General features: G+C 68.0%; 22 protein-coding genes and 1 tRNA gene. 11 read left to right on the forward strand and 12 right to left on the reverse strand.

Features of this window, described 5'->3' with window-relative positions; translation table 11 throughout:
• The first annotated feature begins 42 nt into the window (after positions 1–42).
• A complete protein-coding gene (locus S2M10_RS17720; protein WP_168847205.1) occupies positions 43–639 on the forward strand; it encodes an OmpH family outer membrane protein in 597 nt (198 codons plus the stop codon).
• A gap of 20 nt (positions 640–659) precedes the next feature.
• Complete coding sequence (locus S2M10_RS17725; protein ID WP_168847206.1) at positions 660–1,103, forward strand: hypothetical protein; 444 nt, start codon at positions 660–662, stop codon at positions 1,101–1,103.
• A 233-nt stretch (positions 1,104–1,336) separates the two neighbouring features.
• On the opposite strand, the gene S2M10_RS17730 is transcribed toward S2M10_RS17725, so the two are convergent.
• Positions 1,337–3,274 (reverse strand): AAA family ATPase, encoded by a 1,938-nt coding sequence (locus S2M10_RS17730; RefSeq protein ID WP_168847207.1) that lies wholly within the window; start codon positions 3,272–3,274, stop codon positions 1,337–1,339.
• Positions 3,275–3,562: 288 nt separating this feature from the next.
• Complete coding sequence (rtcR, locus tag S2M10_RS17735) at positions 3,563–5,164, reverse strand: RNA repair transcriptional activator RtcR (protein WP_168847208.1); 1,602 nt, start codon at positions 5,162–5,164, stop codon at positions 3,563–3,565.
• Between the two features lie 270 nt (positions 5,165–5,434).
• Here rtcR and S2M10_RS17740 point away from each other — a divergent pair, with 270 nt between their 5' ends.
• The 4 genes from S2M10_RS17740 (at position 5,435) to rtcA (ending at position 10,622) form a co-directional block, all read left to right on the forward strand.
• Entirely contained in the window at positions 5,435–6,982 is a 1,548-nt protein-coding gene (locus tag S2M10_RS17740) for an RNA-binding protein (RefSeq protein ID WP_168847209.1), read from the forward strand.
• 569 nt (positions 6,983–7,551) lie between these two features.
• Positions 7,552–8,775, forward strand: coding sequence for an RtcB family protein (locus tag S2M10_RS17745; protein ID WP_168847210.1), 1,224 nt, complete (start codon positions 7,552–7,554; stop codon positions 8,773–8,775).
• Positions 8,776–8,817: 42 nt separating this feature from the next.
• On the forward strand, positions 8,818–9,609 hold the full coding sequence (locus S2M10_RS17750) for a nucleotidyltransferase domain-containing protein (RefSeq protein ID WP_168847211.1): 792 nt from the start codon (positions 8,818–8,820) through the stop codon (positions 9,607–9,609).
• Entirely contained in the window at positions 9,606–10,622 is a 1,017-nt protein-coding gene (gene rtcA / locus S2M10_RS17755; protein WP_168847212.1) for an RNA 3'-terminal phosphate cyclase, read from the forward strand. The genes S2M10_RS17750 and rtcA overlap by 4 nt, the downstream gene beginning before the upstream one ends.
• 45 nt (positions 10,623–10,667) lie before the next feature.
• Here rtcA and S2M10_RS17760 read toward each other — a convergent pair whose 3' ends face one another.
• The 6 genes from S2M10_RS17760 to S2M10_RS17785 form a co-directional block, all read right to left on the reverse strand.
• Positions 10,668–11,840, reverse strand: a complete 1,173-nt coding sequence (locus tag S2M10_RS17760; RefSeq protein WP_168847213.1) for a VWA domain-containing protein — start codon at positions 11,838–11,840, stop codon at positions 10,668–10,670.
• Positions 11,837–14,062, reverse strand: a complete 2,226-nt coding sequence (locus S2M10_RS17765; RefSeq protein WP_168847214.1) for a DUF5682 family protein — start codon at positions 14,060–14,062, stop codon at positions 11,837–11,839. Before S2M10_RS17765 ends, S2M10_RS17760 begins: the two co-directional genes overlap by 4 nt.
• Before the next feature lie 4 nt (positions 14,063–14,066).
• Entirely contained in the window at positions 14,067–15,146 is a 1,080-nt protein-coding gene (locus S2M10_RS17770; protein ID WP_168847215.1) for an AAA family ATPase, read from the reverse strand.
• Positions 15,143–16,552, reverse strand: coding sequence for a DUF5691 domain-containing protein (locus tag S2M10_RS17775; RefSeq protein WP_168847216.1), 1,410 nt, complete (start codon positions 16,550–16,552; stop codon positions 15,143–15,145). Before S2M10_RS17775 ends, S2M10_RS17770 begins: the two co-directional genes overlap by 4 nt.
• Positions 16,545–17,924, reverse strand: a complete 1,380-nt coding sequence (locus tag S2M10_RS17780; RefSeq protein WP_168847217.1) for an SWIM zinc finger family protein — start codon at positions 17,922–17,924, stop codon at positions 16,545–16,547. The genes S2M10_RS17775 and S2M10_RS17780 overlap by 8 nt, the downstream gene beginning before the upstream one ends.
• 275 nt (positions 17,925–18,199) lie before the next feature.
• Positions 18,200–18,276, reverse strand: a tRNA-Arg gene (locus S2M10_RS17785).
• A gap of 62 nt (positions 18,277–18,338) precedes the next feature.
• Here S2M10_RS17785 and S2M10_RS17790 point away from each other — a divergent pair.
• Entirely contained in the window at positions 18,339–19,082 is a 744-nt protein-coding gene (locus S2M10_RS17790) for a queuosine precursor transporter (RefSeq protein WP_168847218.1), read from the forward strand.
• Between the two features lie 110 nt (positions 19,083–19,192).
• On the forward strand, positions 19,193–19,972 hold the full coding sequence (locus tag S2M10_RS17795) for a sulfite exporter TauE/SafE family protein (RefSeq protein WP_348770633.1): 780 nt from the start codon (positions 19,193–19,195) through the stop codon (positions 19,970–19,972).
• Positions 19,973–20,028: 56 nt separating this feature from the next.
• On the opposite strand, the gene purQ is transcribed toward S2M10_RS17795, so the two are convergent.
• The 4 genes from purQ to S2M10_RS17815 all read right to left on the reverse strand — a co-directional run bounded on the left by purQ (position 20,029) and on the right by S2M10_RS17815 (position 22,874).
• Complete coding sequence (gene purQ / locus S2M10_RS17800; protein WP_168847220.1) at positions 20,029–20,694, reverse strand: phosphoribosylformylglycinamidine synthase subunit PurQ; 666 nt, start codon at positions 20,692–20,694, stop codon at positions 20,029–20,031.
• Positions 20,691–20,921, reverse strand: a complete 231-nt coding sequence (purS, locus tag S2M10_RS17805) for a phosphoribosylformylglycinamidine synthase subunit PurS (protein WP_168847221.1) — start codon at positions 20,919–20,921, stop codon at positions 20,691–20,693. Before purS ends, purQ begins: the two co-directional genes overlap by 4 nt.
• Positions 20,922–21,121: 200 nt before the next feature.
• Positions 21,122–21,901: a phosphoribosylaminoimidazolesuccinocarboxamide synthase gene (purC, locus tag S2M10_RS17810; RefSeq protein WP_168847222.1), complete on the reverse strand. Its 780-nt coding sequence runs from the start codon at positions 21,899–21,901 to the stop codon at positions 21,122–21,124.
• Positions 21,902–22,043: 142 nt separating this feature from the next.
• Positions 22,044–22,874: a DUF4349 domain-containing protein gene (locus S2M10_RS17815; protein WP_168847223.1), complete on the reverse strand. Its 831-nt coding sequence runs from the start codon at positions 22,872–22,874 to the stop codon at positions 22,044–22,046.
• A gap of 187 nt (positions 22,875–23,061) precedes the next feature.
• Between S2M10_RS17815 and S2M10_RS22805 the strand changes: the two genes are divergently transcribed.
• The 3 genes from S2M10_RS22805 to parC all read left to right on the forward strand — a co-directional run bounded on the left by S2M10_RS22805 (position 23,062) and on the right by parC (position 26,381).
• The gene (locus S2M10_RS22805; protein WP_247650892.1) at positions 23,062–23,550 is read left to right on the forward strand and encodes a hypothetical protein; all 489 of its coding nucleotides are present in this window, start codon (positions 23,062–23,064) and stop codon (positions 23,548–23,550) included.
• Positions 23,487–24,056 carry a hypothetical protein gene (locus S2M10_RS22810; RefSeq protein WP_247650893.1) on the forward strand — a complete coding sequence of 190 codons (570 nt, stop codon included), beginning with the start codon at positions 23,487–23,489 and terminating at the stop codon, positions 24,054–24,056. Before S2M10_RS22805 ends, S2M10_RS22810 begins: the two co-directional genes overlap by 64 nt.
• Positions 24,057–24,140: 84 nt before the next feature.
• Positions 24,141–26,381, forward strand: coding sequence for a DNA topoisomerase IV subunit A (parC, locus tag S2M10_RS17825; RefSeq protein ID WP_168847224.1), 2,241 nt, complete (start codon positions 24,141–24,143; stop codon positions 26,379–26,381).
• Positions 26,382–26,469: the final 88 nt, after the last annotated feature.

Here is a 26,469-nt window from a genome sequence, read left to right on the forward strand (position 1 = left end):
GCGCCGGATTTTCCATTCCCCAATTTTTGCAGGACGAACCTCATGTTGCATCGTGCGCTCATCCTTCTCCTCCCCGGCCTGATCGCCGCATCGCCTGCGGCCGCGCAGACCGCCGCCGCGCCGGCACCTGCCGCCGGCCAGCCGCTGGGCGGGCCCGTCGTTCCGGGCGTGTGCCTTCTCTCGCGCGAGGCGATCTTCGCCAATGCCGCGGTCGGCAAGGCCGCCTCTGCCCGGCTGACCGAACTCGCGCGCGCAGCCCAGGGCGAAGTCGATACCGAGCGCGCGCCGATCGAAGCGGAACTCAAGGCGCTCGAAGGCCAGCCCGACAACGCGCAGACCCGCACCCGGCGCGAGGCCGCCGCCAAGCGCTGGCAGGCGCTGCAGGAAAGGGCCGCGCTCGCCAGCCGCGAGATCGAGGCGACCCGCGCCAAGGCGCTCGCCCGCATCGCCGGCGACGCGCAGCCGCTGATCGCGCAGGTCTATACCGCGCGGAAGTGCGGCCTGCTGTTCGATCGCGGCACCGCGCTCGGCGGCAATTTCGCCAACGACCTGACCGCCGACGTCGTCAAGGCGCTGGACGCCAAGGTGCAGACCATCAGCTTCGAACGCGAGCGCCTCGCCGCGCCGGCCAAGCCGTGATCGGGAGGCGGCGGAGAGCGTTGACCGCGTGCGCGGCCGCGCTGGCCGTCGCCGTATCGGGTCCGGGCCGCGCGCAGCAGGTCCCCGCGGCCGCCGCGCCGGCAGCGTGGCTACGCTATGCCGAACAGGCGACCGCGACGCTCTCGCGCCGGCTGCAGGCGAACGATCCCGCGACGGCTCGCCTGCGCACGGCGCTGGCCCGGACGAACGAAGGCGCTGCCGTGGACTCGCTCTCGCTGTTCGTGTGGGTCGATCGCCCGGGCCGGGTCACCCGCATCGCCGCGCCCGGGGTGACCGATCCTGCAGTGGTGCAGGATCTGCAGGCCGCGTTGGTCGGGCAGCCGCTGGCAGGACGGCCCCCGCGAGATCTGCGCGTGCCGCTCCACCTTCGCATTCAGATCAAACCGGAGATTGCCGGCGTGCCAAGGGCGCGCGACAGCGCCCGAAACGGTGCATTGGGGTGAGTCGTGGGTTGGATGTTTGGTCCCGGGATTTGATGGCGCTGGGCACTTAGATCGTTGGGAAATTCTGATCGCGATGGATCAAAGGGCGGGGCAGGGCCCTGTAATGCGCCGCACTTCATAACAGCCGATCGGCCCGGCCGCTACGAGAGACTTTCTTGCGCGCGCTTTGCCGGGGCTACCAAGAAGGGAGCCATTGGCCCGGTGCGGCGACGCCCGCACCGGGCCAATGGAGATCAGAAGCCGACTGCCGCCCGTTCGGGCTTCCACGCCGTTTCCGCCGCCAATCGCGCGACGATCTCCTGCGCCGACACGTCCGTTGCCTGGCGGAGCTGGCGCGCCACGGTTGCGAAGTCGCCGGGAGTGATCGTGCGCAGTTCCGCGAGGGTCGATGGCGCCGGTTTGCCGAAAAAGCGCTCGAACGCCAACGCTGCGCGTGCCCGTCCGAGCGGCGCCAGGCCGATCTTGAACACGAAGCGCCGCATCGCCGCCGGATCGAGCCGATGGGCATGGTTGGTCGCCGCGATCACCGGCAGCGGGTGCCGATCGAGCCAGGTGAGCATCTCGTTCACCTGGCCCGCCTCCCAGCTTTGCGTCGCGGTGGTGCGATCGAATAACAGCGAGTCCGCCTCGTCGAACAACAGCACCTGGCCCCGCTCGTGCGCCTCGGAAAAGGCGTCCGCAATGGCGGCTTCCGTCCCGCCGACCCAGCGGGACAGCAGGTCGGACGCGCGCTTCACCACCAGCGGCCGGTCCATCGCCCGGGCGAGGTGATGGGCAAGCGCGGTCTTGCCGGTGCCGGGCGGGCCGGTCAGCAGCAGCGAGACGTCGGCCGCGCCGGCTGCCAGCTGCGCGACCAGCGGCGCCAGCGGCGGATCGCTTTCGAACAGGTCGAGGTCGAGCCCTTCGCCGATCGCTGGCGGCAGTTCGGCGCCCCGCAGCGCCCGCACCAGCGACGCCGCGGGGCGGGCACCGCCATCGGCTTCGCCAGCCAGCCGTGCCGCCCGCGCCGCGACCCGCAGCACGCTGGCCGCTTCCGGTGCGCGATCGAGCAGCGCCGCCACCAGCGGATGGGCGTCCACGCCTTCCTCGGCGGCGATCCGGGCCTGGATGCGGCGGGCGGCGCGGGGACCTGGCAGATCCAGCTTCAGCACGAAGCTCATCCGCCGCAGAATCGCCGAATCGATGTTGCCGATCGCGTTGGTCGTCCACAACACCGGCGCCGCATTGCTCTCCAGCAGCCGGTTGATGAACACCTTGCTTCCCTGACGCCCCTGAAACCAGTCGCCGGGCGAAGGCTTGGCGTCGCCGATCAGGTCCTCCATCTCGTCGAACAGCAGCACCGCGCCGCCGGTGCGCCCGATCATCCGCTGCGCGAGCTGGAGGGCGCTCACCCGCTCGTGCCGATTGGGTTCGCTGCCGTCGTCGTCCGCCTCGCCCACGGCGTGCAACGCCAGGCCCGCAGCGGCGGCGAGCGTGCGTGCCAGCTCGGTCTTGCCGGTGCCGGGCGGCCCGTGGATCAGGATGTTGACGCCCGCCGTGCCGGATTGCGCGGCCCCCCGCAGCAGGCGCGCCAGGAAGCCTGCATCTGCGACATGCGCAAAGTCGTCGAGCGCCAGCCGCGCCGGCTGGTGCGGGCCGATGATCGCGGCGATCACCGACTCGCGATCGGCCGACGCGCTATCGAGCAGTCGCTCGAGCGGCCAGCGGATATCGACTTCCACCACGCCCTGCCGCGTTGCGTAGAAGCCGGCGAGCCCCAGCCGCAGCGCAGCGCTGCGCCGCACGGCCCGATCGGCGTCCTCCACCGGGGCACCGGCAAGCTCGCCCAGCAGCGCCGGCAGGTCGCGCCCCTGCTCGCTCCATAGGCGAGCGAGTGCGGAGACCCGCGGCAGCCGGTCGACTGCCACCAGCAGTGCAATGAAGGCGGAATCGAAGGCGTCGAGCGCCAGCGCTTCCGCAAGCACCTGGGTGACAGCGAGTATGTGCGGCACCGGCGCGCTATCCTCTCGCTGCGCCAGCGCCTCGCGCGCCGCATCCCAGCTGTGCGTTTTGCCAAGCCCAAGCCAGGCGGCATGTTCTTCGGCCCAGTTCTGCAGGGCGCGGCCGAAGCGCTCAGCGCCGATCGCCCCGATCCGGAGCGCCATGCTCCGGACGATCGTCCATTCGTCCATAGTGTCTTCCGTTCGCACCGAAGGCGCACGCGCTCGCCATGCGAGCCGCACGAGTCCGGCTTTGTCCGTTGAGATTTTGGGGCTACGGGGCGGCGGATCCGCATCGCCACGCAGCATCGCCTCGGTTCGGAAGGCGTGTTACGGCAGCGAACGGATCATACCGGCCGCGCCCATGCAAGGCAGACGGTCCAGCAATCCAGTTACTCCTGATGCCGCAGGCAAAGTACCTGCGCGGCGCGCGCCATAGCGTAGTCATGTCGCGCGCGCAACCAGCGCGATCGGATGGGGCTAAGGTCGCGGTCCGCGCGCCGTAACAGCAGGCCAATCCAGTTCGAACCGGGCCAGGTATTTCCGCAGCCGATCCGCGTCATTGGCAGACGTTCGCCGAGCAAGCGACGCGGCGAACAATGTGCGCCCCGCCTCCGAGAGTGAGCGGCTTCGGCGACATATTTGCACGACTGCGGCGAGTTGCACCCGATCGAAGGAATCAAGCTCCGCCAGGCGCGTTGGATCCAGCAGATCCGCCAGGCCATCGCCCTCGTCCCGCTGGCCCGACCACAAGCGCTTCAGCCGGCCGACTTCCGCATCCACGCAGTCGGTGTCGATGCGTCCTTTCGGGCTGAGCGTCGCCATTCGCGTGACGCTTGCGGCAAGATCGCGGAAGTTACCGGGCCAGCGTGCGTCCGGGCTCGCCGCGAAGGCGAGATAGCGCTGGCGGGCTTCCTTGTTGAAGCTGACCCGGTCTCCCTCGCGCTGGGCGTAGCGATCGAGTTCATAGTCGATATTGGGCTCGATGTCCTCGCGGCGTTCGGCGAGGCCGGGCAGCTGGAAGGTCCACAGGTTGAGCCGGGCATAGAGATCGTCGCGGAAGCCGCCGGCTGCCACCGCGTGCCCTAGGTCGCGGTTGGTGCCGGCGATCAGCTGGAAGTCGGACGCGGCCTCCTTGTCCGAGCCCACGGGGAGGAACCGCTTGTCTTCGATGGCGCGCAAGATCATCGCTTGCTCGTCGGAGCCGAGTTCGCCGATCTCGTCAAGGAACAGCATGCCCTTGTCGGCGGCGCGCAGCAGCCCCGGCCGATCGGCAACGGCCCCGGTGAACGCGCCCTTGCGATGCCCGAATAGCGCCGACATCGCCCCGTCGCCCTTCAGCGTCGCGCAGTTCACTTCGACGAACGAGCCGGCGATCTGGTGCTTGAGGCGCTTCAGCTCGTAGATACGGCGGGCGAGTTGGCTCTTGCCGGCGCCGGTGGGGCCGGTGAGCAGGATCGGCGCCTTGGAGCGCAGCGCCACGCGCTCGATCTCGTCGATCATCCGGTTGAACGCGGGGTTGCGCGTCTCGATGCCCGATTTGAGGAAGGAGGTGCCCTCCTGCGCGGCGACGGCGAAGCGCGTCGCGATGCTGTCGTAGCGCGAAAGATCGAGGTCGATCGTGTTCCAGGTGCCGGCGGGGTTCAGCGTGCCGCGCTCCGGCTGGGTCTGGAGCAGGCGGCCGGGCAGGTAGCGTGCCTCGGTCAGCAGGAAGAGACATATCTGCGCGACGTGCGTGCCGGTGGTGATGTGGACCAGATAGTCCTCGGCTTCGGGATCGAACGGCTCGGCGCGGGCGAAGTCGAGCAGCTTGCCGTACACTTCCTCGAAATTCCACGGATCGCGGAAGTCGAGCACGCGCAGGTCCACCCGCGTCTCGGGTGAAACCGAGACCACGTCCTCCGCCACATACTCCGCCAGCCGGCGATGCTGCGAGCCGTGGATCAGGAGGAGCCGGTCGACGCGCAGATCCTCGTGCATGGCGAGGCCGACGGTGGGGCGCCATTTGTTCCAGCGCGAGGGGCCGAACTTGCTCGCGTCCAGGGTGGAGCCGAGGAAGCCGATCACTGTGACGGGTTTCATATCTATCCTATAGGATAAAAGTCGATCCTTTACGATCGGCTTCTCGGCTGGGCGAAACAGGGCGGCCGCGCTCAGGGCTCGGGAAGGGTATCGAAATATCTATACAACACAATGCGATGAAAGAAATTTGGCGGAACACTCCGCAGCTTGGCACGGCCTCTGCATAATCTCCCGCATTGGATCGGGCGCTTCCTGGATCCGATGGCGCGGAAGAGCGGGGCGGCCGGAATGGGCCGGCCGCCCCCGGATCCGCAGAAGGGATCGAAGGCAATGGCAAACAAGGGACTGTTCGCTTCGGCGATCGCGAAGCTGCTTCCGGCGGCCGATACGCGCAATCACGAAGCGGCCCCGGCCTATGCCTATGGGCCGCAGGCGAAGCTCGCCCAGCTGGCCGCCACCGGCACGCTCAGCGAGACCTTCTATGCGACCGCCGAGGCGCAGCTTTCGGACGTGATCGCCGCCGCCCAGGCGTGCGATCCGGGCTTCGTTGCCAAGGCGGCGGTCTATGCCCGCCGCTCGGGCGCGATGAAGGACATGCCGGCGTTGCTCGCGGCCTATCTCACCGTGGCCGATCCGGACCTGGCAGTGCGCGTCTTCGGCCGCGTGATCGACACCGGCCGGATGCTGCGCAGCTATGTCCAGATCCTGCGCTCCGGCCAGGTCGGGCGTACGTCGCTCGGCACGCGGCCGAAGCGGCTGGTGCAGGGCTGGCTGGAACGCGCCTCGATCCGCGACCTGATGGCCGCGGCGACGGGCCGCGATCCCAGCCTGGCGGACATCGTCAAGATGGTGCACCCCAAGCCGGCCGATGCCGAACGGCGCGCCTTTTACGGCTGGCTGATCGGCAAGCCCTATGATGTCGGCGCGCTGCCGGCGGAGATCGCCGCGTTCGAGGCGTGGAAGGCGGATCGTTCGCGGCCGCTGCCGCCGGTGCCGTTCGAATGGCTGACCGCCTTCGAGCTGTCGGCCGAGCAGTGGGCGGCGCTTGCTGGCACGATGGGCTGGCAGGCGCTTCGGATGAACCTCAACACGCTGGCGCGCAAGGGCGCGTTCGACGTGGAAGGGGTGACGGGGCGCGTGGCCGAACGGTTGCGCGATCCAGCTGCGATCGCCCGGGCCAAGCCGATGCCGTACCAGCTCCAGATGGCGCTGGCGGCAGCGGACGAGGCGGTGCCGCTGACCGTGCAGGCCGCGCTGGAGGATGCGCTCGAGCAATCGCTGGCACGCGTGCCGGCGGTGGCGGGGCGGGTGGTCGTCTGCCCCGACGTGTCGGGGTCGATGGCCTCGCCGGCGACGGGGGTCCGCAAGGGCGCGTCGTCCAAGGTACGGTGCATCGACGTCGCGGCGCTGGTCGCGGCGGCGATGCTGCGGACCAACCGCGACGCCCGGGTGCTGCCGTTCGAACAGGGCGTGGTGAAGCTCAAGCTCGACCCCAAGGCGCGCGTCGCGGCGAATGCCGCGAAGCTCGCCGCGGTGGGCGGCGGCGGCACCAATGTCTCGGCACCGCTCGCCCTGCTGAACATGCTCGGCGAGAAGGTCGATCTGGTCGTGATCGTCTCGGACAACGAGTCCTGGGTCGATGCGACGCGCGGCGGCGCCACGGCGACGCTGCGCGAATGGGATCGGCTGAAGCGGCGTTGCCCGGCGGCCAAGCTCGTCTGCGTCGACATCGCGCCGTACGGCACGACGCAGGCGCAGAGCCGGACGGACATCCTCAACATCGGGGGCTTCTCCGATGCGGTGTTCGACGGGATCGCACGCTTCGCCGCCGGCGAGACGCGCGACTGGGTAGGCATCGTCGAGGCAGTGGAGGTATAACGAACAGGGTCGTGGCGAATGCTGGCGGGACTACATGTCACCAAGGAGGCCCGACGAGTAAAGCGCCCGCGCAAGCGGGAGATGCGGGTTCGAATCCCGCCGCCGACACGTAGCTTAAGGGCCGCGTCTCGCCGCTCTCGTCGCCACGACCCGATACCCAACGACACGGCGAATGCCGGGAAGGACTACATTATCACTGCGGGTGTCGCGGGTTCGAATCCCGCCTGTGCCGAAAGGCGCAGTAGCTCAGCGGTTAGAGCACCGGCCCTTCGGGGCAGTCTTTCCCAATCCTCGTCGCCGTGACCAGAAACAGGCTGGCAAATGCCGGCGGGACTACATCGGTACAGGAGGTTCGAATCCTCCCCGGAGCAATCCGGAAGTCTCGCCAACCCTCGTTGCCAGCACCGACCACGAACAGCCGGCGAATGCCGGCGGGACTACAGGACAGAGCGCCCGCAGCTTGTGCGGGAGGTCGGCGGTCCGACTCCGCCTCCGGGAAACCGGATAGCTCAGGGAAATGTCTCGCCACGTTTCGTCGCCGGCACCAGAAGAAACGCAAGGAGGTCAATATGACCATGACCTATGACTATCAGCATGTCGAAGGCGGCGTACCGATCAAGATGTGGACCCGCGGCGTGCCGGTGGAAGACGGCGCGCGCGCCCAGCTCACCCGCGCGGCGCAGATGCCGTTCGTGTTCCGCCATGTCGCGGCGATGCCCGACGTGCATGTCGGCATCGGCGCGACCGTCGGATCGGTGATCCCGACCAAGGGCGCGGTGATCCCGGCGGCGGTGGGCGTCGACATCGGCTGCGGCATGATGGCCGCGCGCACCTCGTTGATGGCCAGCGACCTGCCCGACAATCTGGAGGGCATCCGTGCGGCGATCGAGCAGGCGGTGCCGCACGGCCGGTCTGTCGGCCGCGGGCAGCGCGATCATGGCTCCTGGGGCGCACCGCCCCCGGCGATCGTCGAGGCCTGGGCGACGCTCGCCGCCCGCTTCGCTCGCATCACCGACAAATATCCGCGGCTGAAGAACACCAACAACCTCAGCCATCTGGGGACGCTCGGCACGGGCAACCATTTCATCGAGCTGTGCCTGGATCAGGACCAGCGGGTGTGGGTGATGCTGCATTCGGGCTCGCGCGGCGTCGGCAATGCGATCGGCACCTTCTTCATCGAGCTGGCGAAGCAGGACATGCGCAAGTGGCACATCAACCTGCCCGATCAGGACCTCGCCTATTTTCCGGAAGGGACCGACCATTTCGACGATTATGTCGAGGCGGTCGGCTGGGCGCAGGACTATGCCGCGCTCAACCGGCGGATGATGATGACCAACGTCATCGCCGCCTTGCGCGGGCAGATCGCCAAGCCGTTCGACGCCGAGCTGGAAGCGGTGAACTGCCACCACAATTATGTGACGCGCGAGAACCATTTCGGCGAGAATGTGCTGGTCACCCGCAAGGGGGCGGTGCGCGCGGCCAAGGGCGTGCTGGGGATCATCCCGGGATCGATGGGCGCCAAGTCGTTCATCGTGCGCGGGCTGGGCAACCCGGAGTCGTTCGACAGCTGCAGCCACGGCGCGGGGCGCGTGATGTCGCGCACCGCAGCCAAGAAGCTGGTGACGCTCGACGAGCATATCGCCGACACGGCGGGCGTCGCCTGCCGCAAGGACGAGGGCGTGATCGACGAGACGCCCAAGGCCTATAAACCGATCGAAGCCGTGATGGCCGCCCAGGCCGATCTGGTGGAGATCGTCCATACGCTGAAACAGGTGGTGTGCGTGAAGGGGTAGCCCTTCACGCGCATCCCGCGCCTGAAAATACGGATACGGATCATGACCTTCCAAGGGGCGATCGCCCCCGATATCCGCTGCGAAATAGAGTTGCGACTTGCTGCCATCGAAGCGGGCGAAGGCGTGCGCGTGCTGCTCGCGATCGAGTCCGGCTCGCGCGCCTGGGGATTCCCGTCGCCGGACAGCGACTATGACGTGCGCTTCCTCTATTTGCGGCCGCGCGACTGGTACCTTTCGCTGGTGCCCGGGCGCGACGTGATCGAGCAGCCGATCGTTGACGAGATCGACCTGAATGGCTGGGACATCCGCAAGGCGCTCGGGCTGCTGCTCAAGTCGAACGCCACGGTGAGCGAGTGGATCGAATCGCCGATCCGCTACCGGCCCGACGATCCCTTCGTTGCCCCGCTCGCCGCGCTGGCCGACGATCTGCTGAATCCACGCGCGCTCGCCCATCATTATGCGAGCGCCGGGCGTCAGGCGGCGGAGCGCTGGCTGGACGGCGACGATGCGGTGGCGGTGAAGAAGTATTTCTACGCGCTGCGTCCGGCGCTCACCATCCGGGCGCTACGGGTGCACCCGACTGCGCGCCCGCCGATGAACCTGCAGGCGCTGATGGCCGTCAGCGATCTACCGGCCGTGCTGGCCGAGCAGATCGCCGGGCTGGTCGAGGCCAAGGCGCGCACCAACGAGCGGGCGAACGGCATTCGCCTCCCCGAACTCGATGCGCTGATCCGCAGCGAACTGGATCGGGCGGGGGAACTGCCGGTCCGCACGCTGCGTGACGATTTTGTCGGCCGTGCCAACGCACTCTTTCTGGAAATGGCAAATACATGATCATCATCGACGGATCGGAAGGTGAGGGCGGCGGGCAGGTGGTGCGCAATGCGTGCGCGCTGTCGCTCGTCACCGGCCAGCCTTTCCGCATCATCAACGCGCGCGGCAAGCGCGAGAAGCCGGGGCTGATGCGCCAGCACGTCACCGCGATCGAGGCCGCGTGCGCGATCGGCGGGGCGACCTGTGAGGGCGTGGCGGTGGGTGCGGCCGCGTTCAGCTTCACGCCCGGTAAGGTCGTGCCGGGCGAGTATCGTTTTGCGGTGGGCACCGCCGGCAGCACGGGGCTCGTGCTCCAGACGCTGCTGATGCCGTTGCTGCTGGCGGCTGGCCCGTCGCGGCTCGTCCTCGAAGGCGGTACGCACAACATGCTGGCGCCGCCGTTCGAGTTCGTGGCCAAGGCATTCGCGCCCGTACTGCGGCGGATGGGCGCGCAGATCGACCTGCGGCTGGTCCGCCACGGCTTCTATCCGAGCGGCGGCGGGCGGATCGAAGTGGATATCGTGCCGGGTGCGCTGACGCCGATCGACTGCGTCGATCGTGGCGCGCTCCAGTCGGTATCCGCGACCGCGCTGTTCGCGGGGCTGCCGTTCAACATCGCGGAGCGCGAGATCGCGACGGCGCGGAAGCTGCTGCCGGAATGGCCGGAAGACGCGTTCGCCCTGCGCCAGCTTCCCGACGAGCAGGGACCCGGCAACGTGCTGCTGCTGGAGGCGGAGTTCGAGCAGGCGACCGAGATCGTCAGCGGCTTCGGGCGGCTCGGGGTGTCGGCGGAATCGCTCGCCAAGACGGCGGCGCATCGCATGGCTGGGTTCCTTGCGTCGGAAGCGTTCGCCGGGCCGTATCTGGCGGACCAGCTGCTGCTGCCCTTCGCGCTGGTCGGTGGCGGGAGCTTCACTACGGTGAAGCCCAGCCAGCATGCGCTGACCGCCTGCGACATCATCGAACGCTTTACCGGGGAGCGCTGGAGCTTCGCGCAATTGCCGAACGGGTGCCATCGGGCCGCCTGTCGCTAGCCACCCGCCCGATCGCAACGGCCCCGCTGTGCGATCGGGCGAACCTCATGCGTCCGAACGGACCAGCTTGATATCGCGGTCGGCAGCCCAGCCATGCACGTCCTCGCGGCGAAGGGCGGTGGCCATCAGCTCGGGAAACTGGTCGGGCGTGCAGGCGAACACAGGAATGCCCAGCGCCGCTACCCGTGCCGCAAGGTTGGGATCGTAGGAGGGGCGGCCCGTGTCGGTGAGCGCGAGCAGCACCACGACGTTGACGCCCGCCAGCACCAGTCGCGCCAGCCGGTCGACCAGCGCCTCGGCATCGCCGCCCTCGTAGAGATCGGTGATCAGCACCAGATGCGCCTTTGCGGGCCGCTCGATCCTGTCTTCGCAATAGGCGACCGCGCGGTTGATGTCGGTGCCGCCGCCGAGCTGGACGCCGAACAACACCTCCACCGGATCCGCCAGTTCCTCGGTCAGGTCGACGATGGCGGTGTCGAAGCAGACGAGCTTGGTCGCGACCACCGGCAGCGACGCCAGTACCGCCGCGAAGATCGAGGCATAAACCACCGAACTCGCCATCGATCCCGACTGGTCCACGCACAGGATTACTTCGTCCAGGTCGACGACGCGCCGCTGCTGGCGGACGAAGCCGATCAGCCGCTCCGGCACCACCGTGCGATACTCGGGCTGATACTGGCTGAGATTGGCGCGGATGGTGCGCGGCCAGTCGATATCGGCGAAGCGCGGTCGGTTGGTCCGCCGCGAGCGATCGAGCGCGCCGCGGATCGCGTCTGCCGTGCGGGCCTCCAGCCGGGCCATCAGCGCGGCGACCACCTTCGCGATCACGGCCCGCGCAGTCTCCTTGGTCGTTTCCGGCATCACCCCGCGCAAGGCGACCAGATCGGCGACCAGATTCACATCGGCCTCGACCGTCGCGAGGAACTCCGGCTCGAGCAGCATCTGACGCAGGCCCTTGCGATCGAACGCATCCTTCTGGATCACCTGGACTACGGGCGCAGGGAAGAATTCGCGGATGTCGCCAAGCCATTTGGCGACGCGCGGCGCCGATCCGCCGAGCCCGCCCCGGCCTTTCTTGTCCCCCTCGCCGTTGCCGTAGAGGGCAGACAGCGCGTCCGACATCCGGCGATCGCTGTCGGAAAGCAGGGACACCGCCTCCTCGTTCTCTTCGACGCCCAGCGCCAGCGTCCAGCGGCGTCCGCGTTCGTCCTCGCTCATTGCGGCGCTCCCGTCATCAGCGCGAGCACGCGCGCCTCATGCGCCGGCCAGATCGCGGCGGCGCCCGGCAGCAGCCGATAGCCGCGCGCATGCGTGCCGGATCGGCCAAGCGCCGCATCCATCAGCCGGCGGCGCTCATTGCGGTCCAACGCGGCGAACACGCGCCGGAACAGCGGCAGGTTGGCCACGAACGACTCCTCTTCCAGCCCGGTAAACCACGCATCGACTGCCTCGCGCAGCGCCGTGTCGTGAATGAGCCGTTGCCCCGCACCTTCGAGAAAGCCCTCGAAGAAGCCGGCCGCCTCGGCAACTGGCGTCCCCGGCGACAGCATCCGGGCGAGCAGCGCGGCGGCCTCGTCGGCGGTAAGCGGTTCGGCCTCGTAGAGCAGGCGGGCGGCGGCACCCGCGACGAGCCGCGTCGCCTGGTCGTCGTCGGACAGTTTGCGCAGCGCGTCGTGCCAGGTCGCGACAATGTCGGGCGCGAGCTGGGCCAGCTGTATCGCGCCTTCCGCCGCCAGAATCGCGCCGCGCATCGTCCCCGCAGCGTCGGCATCCAGATTGCGCGCGGCATAGGGCAAGGCGAGCGCCGCCTGCACCACGATTCGCGGCATCAGTCCGGCGAGATGCTCGACCGTCCCGCTACGCGCCTCGCCGTACCGGAGGACGTCGGCCATCGGCGGCAACGCGGCGAGCAGTGCCTGGCAGTCGCTGGTGAGGGCGGCCCGCCGCTCGAGCAGCGCGATGCCCGCCTCGGTGGCGTGGGGCAGGTCGGCGATCATTGCACTGCGCACCAGTGCCGCCAGCGCGCCGAGATCGGTTTCGGCCCGCATCGCTTCGCCGAGCCGCGCGCCCGCCGCGTCGGCGATCGTCGCGCCATGGACGAGGTTCTCGACCAGGCGCACGGCGAACTCAGGCTCCCAGGCCAGCATCCAATTCTCGCGGAAGGTGCCACGGCTGCGGCCGGCATCGGCCAGGCGGCCCCAGGGCACATCGAGCGCGCTCAGCCGGTGGAGCAGGGTCGAGCGCGCCAGCCCGCTGTCGCTGCGCAGGTCGAGCGTCAGCGGGCGTTCCAGTGCTTCCGGCTTCAACCGCGTCGCCTTTTGCTGGCGCTGCAGGTCTTCCAGCAACGGGGCAAGCGGCGTGCCCGCGGGGATCACGCCAACGGTCGATCCGATCAGCAGTTCGGCGGCGATGTCGTCCCAGATCGCACGCTCACCATTGCACAGGCAGGCGATCGCCGCCTCGCGCAGTTCCTCGAAGCCTGGATGCGGCCGGTCGCGCATTGCGGCGAGCGCATGTCCCAGCCGCTGCGCTTCGATCACCGAGGCGGTGGAGACGAAATGGCCGCGTTCGCGCATCACCCGCGCAATTCGGGCGAGCCAGATCGTATCGCGGTCGCCGACATGGCGCGTATCCCACAGATGCGCGCACCAGCCGGGCGCCACCACGCCGGCGCCATAGCCGCTCGAGCGTGCGAGCCGAGGCGCGGTCCAGGGTGCCCAGGTAGCTTTCATCTTCGTCCTGGGTCGTGCCTTGAGCACTTCGCGATCTGCGGAGAGGCTGGTCTTGGCGGCGAGCGCGGGGACGTGCCAGGCGCCGCACACCACCGCGACCGGGCCGTCGCTTTGCTTTGCGGCGCGCGCAATCTCGATTCGCATATGCGCTTCGCGGGCAGCTTCGCGTGGCGAGAGTGGGCCAACTTCGCTGCGCAGCGCGGTCATCGCATCGGCGACCGCGGCAAACACCGGCGTCGAGGCGGGGTTCTCCTCGATGACGTCGGTCCACCAGGATTCGCCATCGGCATAGCCTGCCGCGGTCGCGAGCATGCCGATGGGGTCGCGGCCGATCGGATCGTCCTCGGCAGTGGTTGCCGCATCCTCCTCGATCCCGCCGCCCCGTTCCCCCAGCCGGTCGGCAGCCGGCAAGTCGATGAAGCGGAGCGCGGCGCCATGCGCCACCGCCCAGCGCGCCGCCTGATATTCGGGCGAATACTCGGCGAAGGGTAAGAAGCTGGCGTTGGCGGGGTCGTCTTCGGCATAGGTCAGCAGCGCCACCGGCGTCGCCATCGCCGGATCGGCGAGCATCGGCAGCAGGTGCGAGGCGTCGGCCGGCCCCTCGATCAGCACCGTGCCGGGCTGGAGCGCGTCAAGTGCCTCCACCAGCCGGCGCGCGGAACCGGGGCCGTGGTGGCGGATGCCGAACAGCGAGACTTCCGCCGCCATCGCGTCAGATCAGCGCGGTGAGTGCGGCGTAATAGCCTTCAAACCCGCGCCGCTTCTTGAGCACGGTCTCGAGATATTCGCCGAGCACTGCCCTGTCCTGCACCGGATCCTTGACCACCGCGCCAATCATGTTGGCGGCCAGCGTCTCGGCGGTGAGGCGCCCATCGTTGAAGAAGGTCGCCTGGCTCATCCCGCCGACAATCACGCCGATCGCCTCGGCCGCGGAAAGCCCGCCCGAGGGGGACTTGAGCGCGACCTTGCCGTCCTCGGTCGACCCCGATCGCAGTTCGCGGAAGATCGCAACCACGCGCGCCACTTCCGCGGCGACGTTCTTCGGTGCGGGCAGGTCGAGGCTCTGCGCCATCTCGCCGACGCGCTTGACGATGATCGCCACTTCCTCGTCGGCGCTGTCGGGCAGCGGCAGCACGACCACATTGAACCGCCGTTTGAGCGCCGAGCTGAGCTCGTTGACGCCCTTGTCGCGGTTGTTGGCGGTGGCGATGATGTTGAACCCGCGCTGGGCATAGACCGCCGTGTTGAGCTCGGGAACGGGCATCATCTTTTCGGAGAGGACGGTGATCAGCGTGTCCTGTACGTCCGATCCCATGCGGGTCAGCTCCTCCAGGCGGCAGAGCTTGCCGGTCTCCATTGCGCGCATCAGCGGGGTGGGCACCAGCGCCTCCCGGCTTGGCCCATGCGCGAGCAGTTGCGCATAGTTCCAGCCGTAGCGGACCTGGTTTTCGTCGGTGCCAGCGGTGCACTGGATCATGATCGTCGAATCGCCGGTGATCGCAGCGGCGAGATGTTCGGAGACCCAGGACTTGGCGGTGCCCGGCACCCCGAGCAGTAACAGCGCGCGATCGGTGGCGAGCGTCGCCACCGCCGTCTCGATCAGCCGCCGGTCGCCGACATATTTGGGGGTGATCGGGGTGCCGTCTGCCGCGGTGCCGCCCATCAGATAAGTGACCACCCGCTTCGGTGAGAGCGCCCAGCCGGGCGGGCGCCGGTCGGCATCGCCGGCCGCCAGCGCAGCAAGCTCGCCGGCATAGATCTCCTCGGCGGGCAGGCGCAGCTTCTCGCTCATTCGGTCGGTCTCCTGTCTTCGAGCGCGGCATTGAGCCGCAGCATGTCGAGCCGCGGATCGGAGGCAATCAGCCCCACCTCCGCGAGGTGTTCGAGCGCCTGCCGCGCTGCCGCGCGCGAGGCGAGCAGGCCCAGCGCCAGCAACTCGCTTGCCTGATCGGCGTGCCTGGCGTCCTCCGGCGTGAGTGCGCGGAGCAGCGCCGCTCCTGCGGGCGTGCGGATCGCATCGTCAATCCCGCCATCGCCGCCGGCGATCGCCAGCACCATCGCGAAACTGGCGCCCTTTGCGCGCATCAGCCGGGTTGACGCCTGCCGGCGCTCCGATGGGGAGAGGCGCGGCAGAAGCTGGGCCAGCGTATGGGGATCGATCGATGCGGCGGTGGTCAGCGCCTCCGCCAACGCGCTAACGACCGCATCGGCCGCAGAGCGCGTCGCCATCGCGGCGAGCAGCTGATCCGCGAGTGCGTCGCTTCCCCAGGGCCAGGCTGCGACAAGGTCGGCCGAAGGTAGGCCGAGTGCCCGCGCGAACGCATCGAAGGATACGGCATCGAGCAGCGCGGCGCGGCGGTTCCGCTGGGCCGCCGTCTTCATCTCTTGCGGCACGATCGCGCGGGTGCGCCGCAACAGGCCCTTGGTCTGGACCGGGAAGAACGCTGCCAGCTCTGCAGCATGCTCGTCGTCGACACTCTCGCCATGGCCCAGCCGTGCCGTCAGTGCTGCGGCGAGCGCCTTCACGCGGGGGGCACGGTCGCCCGCCAGCGTTTCGAGGAACGGCTGGTCGGCGTCGGACAGCCCGATGGCGAGCGCTTCGAGCAACCGCAGGCGATGGTCTGGCGCCTCGCCGGCGATCTTCTCGGCGAGCAGCGCTCTGGCCTGCGCGGGATCCTGCCGGCGCAGCGCGGTGAAGGCGGCGTGGCGCGCTGCGGGGCCAAACTGGTCCCAGCTTTCGGCGCTCAGCATATCCGATGCGGACGATGGCGATCCCGATGCGGCCGCCCAATCCTGCCATGCCGCATACACCGCCGGCACGTCCTCGCCGGGCCGGGGCATCCAATCGCCCGGATGGAGCGTCCAGCCGCGCGCATCGAGAAACTCGAGCAGGGTGCGCCGCGCCGACAGCTCGCGCAACTGCGGGAGCAGGCGCCGGATGCGCGGCCGCAGCGCATCGGGAAGCGGCGGCTGGGCAAGCATGGGGATGTCGCCCAGCGGACGCACCTCGCCTGCGGGCTCCGCGATCGCCAGCGCGCCTAGCAACTGCCCGGACAGCGCCAGCAGCCGCAATTCGGCTTCTCCAGCCTCGGCGCCCAGCTCATCGCGCCACGGGCCGGGTGCGGCTGCAACCGCGCTGCCGCCCATGGTCCAGCGCGTGAGGACCGGTCCCAACGCATCGAGAATCGCGTCAGCCATGGCCGATGCGACCCCAGGGCGACTGCGTCGCGAGCAGCTCCAGCCGGCTGCCCGACCAGAGCGCGACGGTGCGTGTCAACTCGGTACCGGCGACCAGGCCTTCGGCTTCGCCCGCCAGCGGCAGCAGCGCTGTGCCCTGGCTCGGCTGCCACCATGGTGCGCCCGCACGATCGAAGCCGATACGTCCGGGTGGAAGCAGGATCGGCCGTTCGGCGGTCCAGGGCTCGGCGAGCAGCGGCGCGGTCAAGGCATTTTCCAACGGCGCGCTTGCCGGGGGCCAGTCGAGCGGCGGTCCGTCGACCAGCGCCGCTTCGCGCTGGAGCAGCAATGCCCGCAGCGGCGATCGCGCGGGATAGAAGAGCAACTCGCCGACGAACTGTTCGCCCGGAGTGAACACCGATGCGCGCCGTCCCGCGCTGGCGGGGAAGAAATCGAGCAGCATCGCGAAGCGCGGGCCTTCGGTCAGGTTGAGCAGCCAGGTCGTCTGCGAGACTAGCCCGTCTCGGCGGGTACGGATCTGCTCCGCGAGCACTTCCCAGGCAGCCGCTACGCGCGGCGCGGCGGAATCTGCGAGCAGCGTCTCCCGGCTCTCGGCCAAGGCGACGGCACGGCGGAGTTCGGGATCGCGCGGGGCGGCGCGGAAGGCGCGGGCGAGCAGCACCAGCCGTGCCAGCTCTACCGTCGCACCGCGCAACCGTTCGCCGATCGGCAGCGCGAGCAATCGTGCCGGCAGTTCGTCCACATGGCCTGCCAATGCGGCAGCCTTACCATCGACCAATCGCGCCCCGATCCGCCGACAGCGCGCGGTCACATCGTCGACGAAACCGGCGAGCCCGAGGCGGAGCTGGTCGCGCACCCAGTGCTCGAGCGCCTCCAGCGCGTCGAGGATCGTGCGCTCAGTATCTTCGGCACGCCTGGCGCTGGCCGCCTCCCGCCGCGCTGCCGCCTTGGCGTCGTGGACCGGCTCGGGTTCGGCGATCCGGGCGGCGTGCAGATCCTTGTCGGACGCGGGCGTGGCCGGCTTGGGCATGCTGCCGGTCGACCGCCGGCGGCCCAGCCATTCGGTCACCCATTCCGGCGTCTCGGCGGCGGGGAAGGGGAGAAGCGCCTCCGCATTGAGCCAGAACAGCGCGAGGACATGCTTGCACGGGAATTTGCGCGAGGGGCAGGTGCATTTGCTCCCCATGTCCCGCAGGTCCGCCATTACCCGATAGGGATTGGCGCCCGACCCGGCGCACTCGCCCCAAATCAACGCATCATCGTGACTGGCGCCCACGCCAGACCATTTCCCGGGCTTCGCGAGACCCGCCGCAGCCTTGAGCGATGCCTGGTCGGTGGCAAGCTGTTCCACCACCTTCAAATCGATCGCCACGCAGCCCCCGAACCGTTGCTCCGGGATCGATGATAGGGAGTGGGTGTGAAAGCTCAACTCGCTTTGCGGGTTCCTTCGCGCTCTTTGGATGCCCTTTCAACCGGGCAGCGATCAGTGCAGGTTGCTGGCCGCTTCCGGGTCTTTGCGCTTTTCAGGCGGTTTTCGGCTTATCGGACTTGCCTGCGGTCAAGCGGCCCATCTTACGCCATGCCAGTGCCCATCGGTATTCCAGCAGGCAAATTTAGAAGCGGCTGAAAATCGGCGTTCTTTAGCAATGGCGCGCCCGGCTGGATTCGAACCAGCGGCCCCAAGCTTAGAAGGCTCGTGCTCTATCCGACTGAGCTACGGGCGCGCGCGAGAGTGCCTTTAAGCGCAGATTGCGCGCGGGGCAAACGCCTCGCATAGTGCGGCGCAATGAAGACGCCGTCCGAACCCACTCACGTCACCGCCCGCAACCTTGCCGGCGGGCAGTTTCGCTATTTCGACTTCGTCATGGCCGCTTTCGTGGCGATTCTCCTGCTGTCCAACGTGATCGGCGCGGGCAAGGTGGCGCAGATCTGGCTGCCGGGCGTGGGATACTGGCCGTTCGGAGCTGGCATCCTGTTCTTCCCGATCTCCTACATCATCGGCGACGTGCTGACCGAGGTCTATGGCTATGCCCGCGCCCGCCGGGTCATTTGGGCGGGAACGGCGGCAGTGCTGTTCATGGCTTTCATGTCGTGGGTGGTGGTGGCGCTGCCGCCCGCGCCCGACTGGAAGAACCAGGCGGCGTATGAAGTGATCTTCGGGCAGGTACCGCGGATCGTGCTCGCCTCGGTCTGTGCCTTTTGGGCGGGCGAGTTCGTCAATTCCTATGTCCTCGCCCGGATGAAGCTTTGGACGGGCGGACGCATGCTGTGGACCCGTACCGTTGGATCTACCGTGGCGGGCCAGGCAGTGGACAGTCTGATCTTCTATCCGCTCGCCTTCTGGGGTGCCGCGGGGTGGACCAACGCGCTTGTTCTCAAAGTGCTATGCACCCAGTGGGTACTCAAGGTGAGCTGGGAAGTGTTGCTGACGCCGCTTACCTATATCGTCGTCGGCTTCCTCAAGCGGGCCGAAGGCGTGGACGTGTTTGATGAAGGCACGGACTTCACGCCTTTCGCCACGGGCGTCTGATTCACCATCGCCAGCAAGGACGGAAGGCCGCGACGGGTTGAAATCAAATCTTTCTGGCGCACAGGGCAAATCCCGGCATGCTGGTGGGAAATGGCTTCCCAAGGATTCCTGTGCTCGCGATCAATCCGCTCTATTCCATTGCCGGGGTGCTTGTCGGCCTGTTGGTCGGCATGACCGGTGTCGGCGGCGGCTCGCTGATGACGCCGCTGCTCGTCCTCGTTTTCGGCTTTCATCCGGCAACCGCCGTCGGCACCGACCTGCTCTACGCCTCCGCCACCAAGACGGTGGGGGCGGGGGTGCACGGCCTGCACGGCACCATCGACTGGAAGGTCGTGCGGCGGCTCGCCTATGGCAGCGTGCCGGCGACCATCCTGACGCTGTTGTTCCTGTCCAGCGCCCAGGAGCATGCCAAGAACAGCGGCGGGCTGATCACAGTGACGCTTGGCATCGCGCTGGTGGTGACTGCCATCGCCACCTTCTTCCGGGGGCGGCTGGTCAGCTTCCTGGCGCCGAAGTTCGAACGGCTGGGCGAAGCGCGGATCGGGTATGTCACCATCGCGCTGGGCGCGGTGCTGGGCCTGCTCGTGTCGCTGACCTCGGTGGGCGCGGGCGCGCTGGGGATGACCGCGTTGCTGATGCTCTATCCACACCAGGCGGTGAACCGGCTGGTCGGCTCGGACATCGCCCATGCGGTGCCGCTGACCCTGCTCGCGGGGTTGGGCCACTGGATGCTGGGATCGGTGAACGGCGCGCTGCTCTTGTCCCTGCTTGCCGGATCTATCCCTGGCATCATCCTGGGCAGCCTGCTGGCGACGCGCACCTCGGACAAGGTGCTGGTGCCGATTCTTGCGGCGACGCTCGCCGTGGTGGGACTGAAAATGCTGTTCTGAAACGAAAAGGGCCGCGGTCCGAGGACGGCGGCCCGGTGTTTCGGAGGCGCGCGTAATCAGGCGACCGCGGCGAGCAGTCCTTCGAACAGGCGGCGGCCGTCGCTGCCACCATGCGCGGCTTCGATCTTGCGCTCCGGATGCGGCATCATCCCGAGCACGTTGCCGGCGGCGTTCATCACGCCGGCGATGTTCCGCGCCGAACCGTTGATGTTCTCGCCATAGCGGAATGCGACGCGGCCTTCGCCTTCCAGGCGATCCAGCGTCTCGGCATCGGCGAAATAATTGCCGTCATGGTGCGCGACGGGGATCGAGAGCGTTTCGCCCGCCTGATAGGCACTGGTGAAGATCGACTGGCTGTTGTCGACCACCAGCGGCACGTCGCGGCACACGAAATCGAGGCCGGCATTGCGCATCAGCGCGCCCGGCAGCAGCCCGGTCTCCGTCAGGACCTGGAAGCCGTTGCAGATGCCGATCACCGGCGTGCCGCGGTTGGCGGCTTGCACCACCGCCTGCACCACCGGCGAGCGCGCGGCGATGGCGCCGCAGCGGAGATAATCGCCATAGGAGAAGCCGCCGGGCAGGGCGATCAGGCCCAGGCCCTCGGGCAGCTCGCTGTCGCCATGCCACACCATGTGCGGCTTGGTGCCGGTCACGCTCTCCAGCGCGACCGCGATGTCGCGATCGCAGTTGGAGCCGGGGAAAACGATGACCGCAGTCTTCACAGCTTTTCGACCCGGTAGTTCTCGATCACCGTGTTGGCGAGCAGCTTGCGGCACATCTCGTCGATCGCGGTGTCGCTCGTCGAATCGGCGACCTCCAGTTCGAAGATCTTGCCGGCGCGGACATCCTCGACGCCCTCGAAACCGAGGCCGACGAGCGCGTTCTGAATGGCCTTGCCCTGCGGATCGAGCACGCCGTTCTTCAAGGTGACGATGATGCGGAGTTTCATGCGCGGCGCTATGGCCTGCGAGGGGCGAAGTCGCAATCGGAAATCGAGGGGGGAGGGGTAAAGATCCTCCCCTGCAAGTGGAGGTGGCGCGAAGCGCCGGAGGGGTGAAAGCGGCGAAGGGGCGCCCCGCTACCAGCGGGGACACCCCTCCGTCATGCCTGCGGCATGCCACCTCCCCTTCCAGGGGAGGATCTAGAAGCTTATTTCCCCCGCTTCTTGCGGTGCGTCTCGAGGTCGAGCACGTCGGAGCCGTCCCCTTCCGGGAACAGGCCCAGGCGACGGGCGACTTCCTGATACGCCTCGACCTCGCCGCCCAGATCGCGCCGGAAGCGGTCCTTGTCGAGCTTCTCGCCCGAGGCGATGTCCCACAGGCGGCAGCCATCGGGGCTGATCTCGTCGGCGAGGATGATCCGGGGATATTCGTTTTCCCAGATCCGGCCGAACTCGAGCTTGAAGTCGACCAGGCGGATGCCGATCCCGGCGAACAGGCCCGAGAGGAAGTCGTTCACCCGGATGGCCATGTCGGCCATGTCGTGCAGTTCTTCCTGGCCGGCCCAGCCGAAGGCGAGGATATGCTCGTCGGTGACCATCGGGTCGCCGAGCGCATCGTCCTTGTAATAATATTCGACGATCGTGCGGGGCAGCGGCGTGCCCTCTTCGATGCCGAGCTTCTTCGCCAGCGAGCCGGCGACGACGTTGCGCACCACGACCTCGATCGGCACGATCTCGACCTGGCGGATCAGCTGCTCGCGCATGTTGAGACGGCGGATGAAGTGGGTCGGGATGCCGATCCCGCCGAGCAGGGTGAAGACATGCTCGCTGATGCGGTTGTTGAGCACGCCCTTGCCGTTGATCGTGCCCTTTTTCTGGGCGTTGAAGGCGGTGGCGTCGTCCTTGAAATACTGGATCAGCGTGCCCGGCTCCGGACCCTCATAGAGAATCTTAGCCTTGCCTTCGTAGATTTGCCGGCGGCGTGCCATGTCGGCCTAGTCCCTTGGAAATGCGTTGCCCCGGCTCCACGGGATTTCTCCGCGTGACCGCCGGGGCTCTGGAAGGCCTCGCGCTATACCGCAAGGGGGGCGGGGGTGCAATGCGGTGCCGCTGCCCATCGCGGTACAGCGGTCAGGTGACGGGTCTCGAGCGACGGAGCAACGTCGCCACCCCCACGCCGGCACCGAAGACCGCCGCCCAAGGCAGCAGGTAGATTGCCAGCGACAGCAGAAGCTGCATGCCCCAGACGAACGCCGCGGCCGAGCCTTGCGCCGCCTCGCCGAGCGCGGCGCCCACGCTTGCGCCGGAGGCGGGGGCGGCGAGTGCCTGGTAGCGGATCTCTACGTCTGCCATCGCGACGCGGCCTCGCAATTCGCGCTGCCAGCTGCGCGCCTTGTCGAGTTCTTCCTGCGCCTCGGCCACCTGGCGTTCGGCAGCAACCAGGTCGGCGACCGACCCCTTCCGGGTCCGCAGCGTTTCGGTCAGCCGCCCAACGAGCAGTTCACGCTGACGGATGCGCGCGGCGGTGTCGCTCAGGTCCTTCGACACGTCCTCGCCGGCGACCTCGGTATTGGCCACGCGACCGCCTGCCGCTGCGGCCTGCCGTGCTGCTTCGCCGGTGAAATAGCCGGCATCGGCCGCCGCGACGCGGAGCTTCAGCAGGGCACCGCCGGTGCGGCCTTCGGCGTCGTTGCGGGTTAGGGTGACCAGCTGACAGCGCGCCGGGCCCAGCTGCTCACACAGCGCGCGATGCCCTTCCTGGACCTCGGCCAGACGCGCCTCGGGCAGCAGGAAGCTGAGCGCATAGCGATAGCTGAGCTGGGGAAGGGCGACCTTGAGCGAATCGGCGGCCGCTTTCGACGGGGCCTCGGCTTCCGTCCTCTGCCCGCCGGCCACGTCGTACGAATTGTCGGAACACGCGGCCAGCAGCGCGGCAAAGCCAAGCACGAGAAATTTGCGCATCGAAATCCCCTTTGATCGTGACCGGCAAATCCCATCACTCAAGTAGGACAAAGTCAAGCCACATTCCTGCCTCAATTAGGGCGAAAATGTGGCGGGCTTTCACCCGGCAAAATTTGCCGAGCCTGCGCCGCCGGGCGCGGCGGCGTCCTAAAATGGGAGGAACCAAGAGGCAGGACGGAAGGTCAGCATGACGCGTTTCGGCAAGGCAATGCTGGTCGGGCTGGATCATACGCCCGAGGCCGGCATCAAGCCGTACATGGCACAAGTGGCCGAAGGCATTCGCCGCGATAGCCGGCTGGGGCGGTTGCGCCACATGGCCTTCTACAACTATGCCTATAACTACATCTTCTGGCTGCGCACCAAGTCCAACGATCCCGTGCGGCTGCGCAAGCTTGGCGGCATCGAACGGTTGCTGCGCGCGCCGCTGGCGCGGATCGGCCGCACCCCGCGTGCGGCCGAGTTCCACGAGATCGACTTCCACTTCGCCGAGAAGATGCTCGATCCGGCGCTGGTCGACCGAATGGCGGCATCGATGTTCGCGGCGCAAACCTTCACTGATCCTTATCTGCCCGGGTTCGAGCATCGCGGGGCTCCCGAGGCGACCGACTCTACATGGATGCGCAGCGACTCTTCGAGGATCCGGCCTTCCTGGAGATCTGCAGCAACCCCGAACTGATCGCCTTTTGCCGCGAAACGCTGGGGCCGCGTGCCGCGCTCAGCTGGGCCTGGGCATGGATCTCGCAGCCGACAGGCTTCGCCTATCAGAACCAGAATTGGCACCGGGACTGCGCCGAGCCGCTCAACTTCATCCGCGTGTTCGTGCCGCTCTCGCCGATCGAGACGCGCGAGGACGGGCCACTGGAGATGATCCCCAAGACTTCCGGCTTGCGCGAATTCTACGAGGTGCGGCGCTTCGCCGATGGCGAACTCGAGCCGCTGAAGCAGGCGATGGGCGCGGGCGTGGTGCTGGCGGAGAAGGGCGACGTCTATTTCGTCAATACCTTCGCGCTCCATCGCGGCACGCCGCCCTCGCACCGCCGCGGTATGCTGTCGCTGCTCGTGTCGATCGGGCCGTCGCACCGCACCCCCTCGATCCGCAAGCTCAAGCTGCGCGAGGTGCCCGAGCATCTGCGGCCGCTGATCAGGAAGAACCGCAGCTTCTTCCGCCATCTGGTGGGCTGATCCCGAAACAATTCGCGGCATGGTGAGGATCATAAGGGGAACGCCCTTGGCGTTTCCCCTTCGTGCCTGCTATCCAGGATAGCGATGAGCCTCGATACCGACGTTTCCGAACCTTCCGGCGCCTCCGATGTGCCCTTCGACAGTGCGTTGTCCGAGCGCTACCTCGTCTATGCGCTATCGACGATCACGGCGCGGTCGCTGCCCGATGTGCGCGACGGGCTGAAGCCGGTGCACCGCCGGTTGCTCTGGGCGATGCGGTTGCTGCGGCTCGATCCGGCGAGCGGGTACAAGAAGTGCGCGCGCGTCGTCGGCGACGTGATCGGTAAATACCATCCGCATGGCGATGCCTCGGTCTATGACGCGATGGTTCGCTTGGCGCAGACCTTTGCGCTGCGCTATCCGCTGGTCGACGGGCAGGGTAATTTCGGCAATATCGACGGCGATAACGCGGCGGCCTATCGCTACACCGAGGCCCGGCTGACCCAGGTCGCGATCGACCTGATGGACGGGCTTGACGAGAATGCCGTCGATTTCCGCCCGACCTATAATGGCGAGGACGAGGAGCCGGAGCTCTTCCCCGGCCTGTTCCCCAACCTGCTCGCCAATGGCGCAGCGGGCATCGCGGTGGGCATGGCGACGAGCATCCCGCCGCACAACGCCGCCGAGCTGATGCAGGCCGCCGTCGCGCTGATCGACAATCCCGCGGCGAACGTGCTGGACTTCGTGAAGGGCCCGGACTTCCCGACCGGCGGCATCGCGGTCGACAGCCCGGCCGCGATCGCCGAGGCCTATGCCACCGGCCGGGGCAGCTTCCGCGTGCGCGCCAGGATCGAGAAGGTGACCGAGAAGGGCGGCGGCTGGCACCTGATCGTGTCCGAGATCCCGTACGGCGTGCAGAAGGGCAAGCTGATCGAGGGCATCGCCGCACTGGTCAACGACAAGAAGCTGCCGATCCTCGGCGACGTGCGCGACGAATCGGCGGAGGACATCCGCATCGTCCTCGAGCCGCGCAGCCGCACGGTCGACGCCGACACGCTGATGGACAGCCTCTATCGCCTGTCCGATCTCGAAGTGCGCGTGCCGCTCAACCTCAACGTGCTCGACAAGAACCGCACGCCGCGGGTGATGAGCCTGGGCGAGGCGCTGGCCGGCTGGCTGGAGCACCAGTTCGTGGTGCTGCAGCGCAAGTCGCAGCACCGGCTGGAGAAGATCGCCGACCGGCTGGAGCTGCTGCGCGGCTATATCACCGCCTATCTCAACCTCGACCGGGTGATCGAGATCATCCGCACCGAGGATGAGCCCAAGCCGATCATGATGGCCGAGTTCGAGCTGACCGACCGCCAGGCCGAGGCGATCCTCAACATGCGCCTTCGCTCCCTGCGCAAGCTGGAGGAGATGGAACTCCGCCGCGAGCAGGAGAAGCTGGAGAAGGAACAGGCCGAGCTGGAGACGTTGCTCGGCTCGGAAGCCCGGCAGCGCACCTGGATGAAGCGCGTGCTGGGCAAGATGATCACGCGCTATGGCCTGGAGACGCCGCTGGGCGCCCGTCGCACCGCGATCGTCGAGATGGCGCCTGCACGCGAAATCCCGCTGGAGGCGATGATCGAGCGCGAGCCGATCACCGTCATCCTCTCGCAGCGCGGCTGGATCCGCGCGATGAAGGGGCATGTCGAGGATCTCGGCGGGGAGGCGCTGAAGTTCAAGGAAGGCGACGGCCCCTTCCTGGCCTTCCACGCCCAGACCACCGACAAGCTGTTGCTCGCCGCCGACAATGGCCGTTTCTACACGCTGGGGGCGGACAAGTTGCCCGGTGGTCGCGGCTTCGGCGAGCCGGTGCGACTGCTGATCGACCTCGAAGCCGAGCGGCAAATCGTCACGCTGCTCCCCGCCAGCGCCGCGCCCAAGCTGCTGGTCGCGGCGAGCGACGGGCGCGGTTTCCTCGTGAGAAGCGAGGAAGTGATTGCCGAGACCCGCAAGGGCAAGCAGGTGGTAACGCCGCGGCCCGGCGCGCACCTCAAGCTGGTCCGCCCGATCGGGCCCGAGGACGATTTCGTCGCGGCGATCGGCGACAATCGCAAGATGCTGGTCTTCCCGCTCTCCGAAGTGGCGGAGATGACTCGCGGGCAGGGGGTGCAGCTGCAGCGCTATCGCGACGGTGGCCTGTCCGACGTGATCACCTTCAAATTCGCCGACGGGCTGCGCTGGCGGATGGGCGGCGAGCAGGCGCGATACCGCTCCGAGCCTGACATGATGCCATGGCGTGCCGCACGCGGCGCTGCCGGGCGGATGCCGCCCACCGGCTTCCCCCGCGATAATAAATTTTGATCGTCAAAACCGTGTGATGCCTGCCCGCCCTTCAGAGCGCCTTAACTAGTTTGCGGCTACACCGAGGGGGATGGCGTTTCGTAGGGTC

It is taken from the genome of Sphingomonas sp. S2M10, from assembly GCF_012650175.1.
Classification (GTDB): domain Bacteria; phylum Pseudomonadota; class Alphaproteobacteria; order Sphingomonadales; family Sphingomonadaceae; genus Sphingomonas.

Bases quoted from the DNA above. Each gene is read 5' to 3' on its own strand.
- S2M10_RS17720 (WP_168847205.1), top strand. From the start codon at position 43: ATGTTGCATCGTGCGCTCATCCTTCTCCTCCCCGGCCTGATCGCCGCA.
- S2M10_RS17730 (WP_168847207.1), bottom strand. From the start codon at position 3,274: ATGGACGAATGGACGATCGTCCGGAGCATGGCGCTCCGGATCGGGGCG.
- rtcR (WP_168847208.1), bottom strand. From the start codon at position 5,164: ATGAAACCCGTCACAGTGATCGGCTTCCTCGGCTCCACCCTGGACGCG.
- S2M10_RS17740 (WP_168847209.1), top strand. From the start codon at position 5,435: ATGGCAAACAAGGGACTGTTCGCTTCGGCGATCGCGAAGCTGCTTCCG.
- S2M10_RS17745 (WP_168847210.1), top strand. From the start codon at position 7,552: ATGACCATGACCTATGACTATCAGCATGTCGAAGGCGGCGTACCGATC.
- S2M10_RS17750 (WP_168847211.1), top strand. From the start codon at position 8,818: ATGACCTTCCAAGGGGCGATCGCCCCCGATATCCGCTGCGAAATAGAG.
- rtcA (WP_168847212.1), top strand. From the start codon at position 9,606: ATGATCATCATCGACGGATCGGAAGGTGAGGGCGGCGGGCAGGTGGTG.
- S2M10_RS17760 (WP_168847213.1), bottom strand. From the start codon at position 11,840: ATGAGCGAGGACGAACGCGGACGCCGCTGGACGCTGGCGCTGGGCGTC.
- S2M10_RS17765 (WP_168847214.1), bottom strand. From the start codon at position 14,062: ATGGCGGCGGAAGTCTCGCTGTTCGGCATCCGCCACCACGGCCCCGGT.
- S2M10_RS17770 (WP_168847215.1), bottom strand. From the start codon at position 15,146: ATGAGCGAGAAGCTGCGCCTGCCCGCCGAGGAGATCTATGCCGGCGAG.
- S2M10_RS17775 (WP_168847216.1), bottom strand. From the start codon at position 16,552: ATGGCTGACGCGATTCTCGATGCGTTGGGACCGGTCCTCACGCGCTGG.
- S2M10_RS17790 (WP_168847218.1), top strand. From the start codon at position 18,339: ATGAAGACGCCGTCCGAACCCACTCACGTCACCGCCCGCAACCTTGCC.
- purS (WP_168847221.1), bottom strand. From the start codon at position 20,921: ATGAAACTCCGCATCATCGTCACCTTGAAGAACGGCGTGCTCGATCCG.
- purC (WP_168847222.1), bottom strand. From the start codon at position 21,901: ATGGCACGCCGCCGGCAAATCTACGAAGGCAAGGCTAAGATTCTCTAT.
- S2M10_RS17815 (WP_168847223.1), bottom strand. From the start codon at position 22,874: ATGCGCAAATTTCTCGTGCTTGGCTTTGCCGCGCTGCTGGCCGCGTGT.
- S2M10_RS22805 (WP_247650892.1), top strand. From the start codon at position 23,062: ATGACGCGTTTCGGCAAGGCAATGCTGGTCGGGCTGGATCATACGCCC.
- S2M10_RS22810 (WP_247650893.1), top strand. From the start codon at position 23,487: ATGGATGCGCAGCGACTCTTCGAGGATCCGGCCTTCCTGGAGATCTGC.
- parC (WP_168847224.1), top strand. From the start codon at position 24,141: ATGAGCCTCGATACCGACGTTTCCGAACCTTCCGGCGCCTCCGATGTG.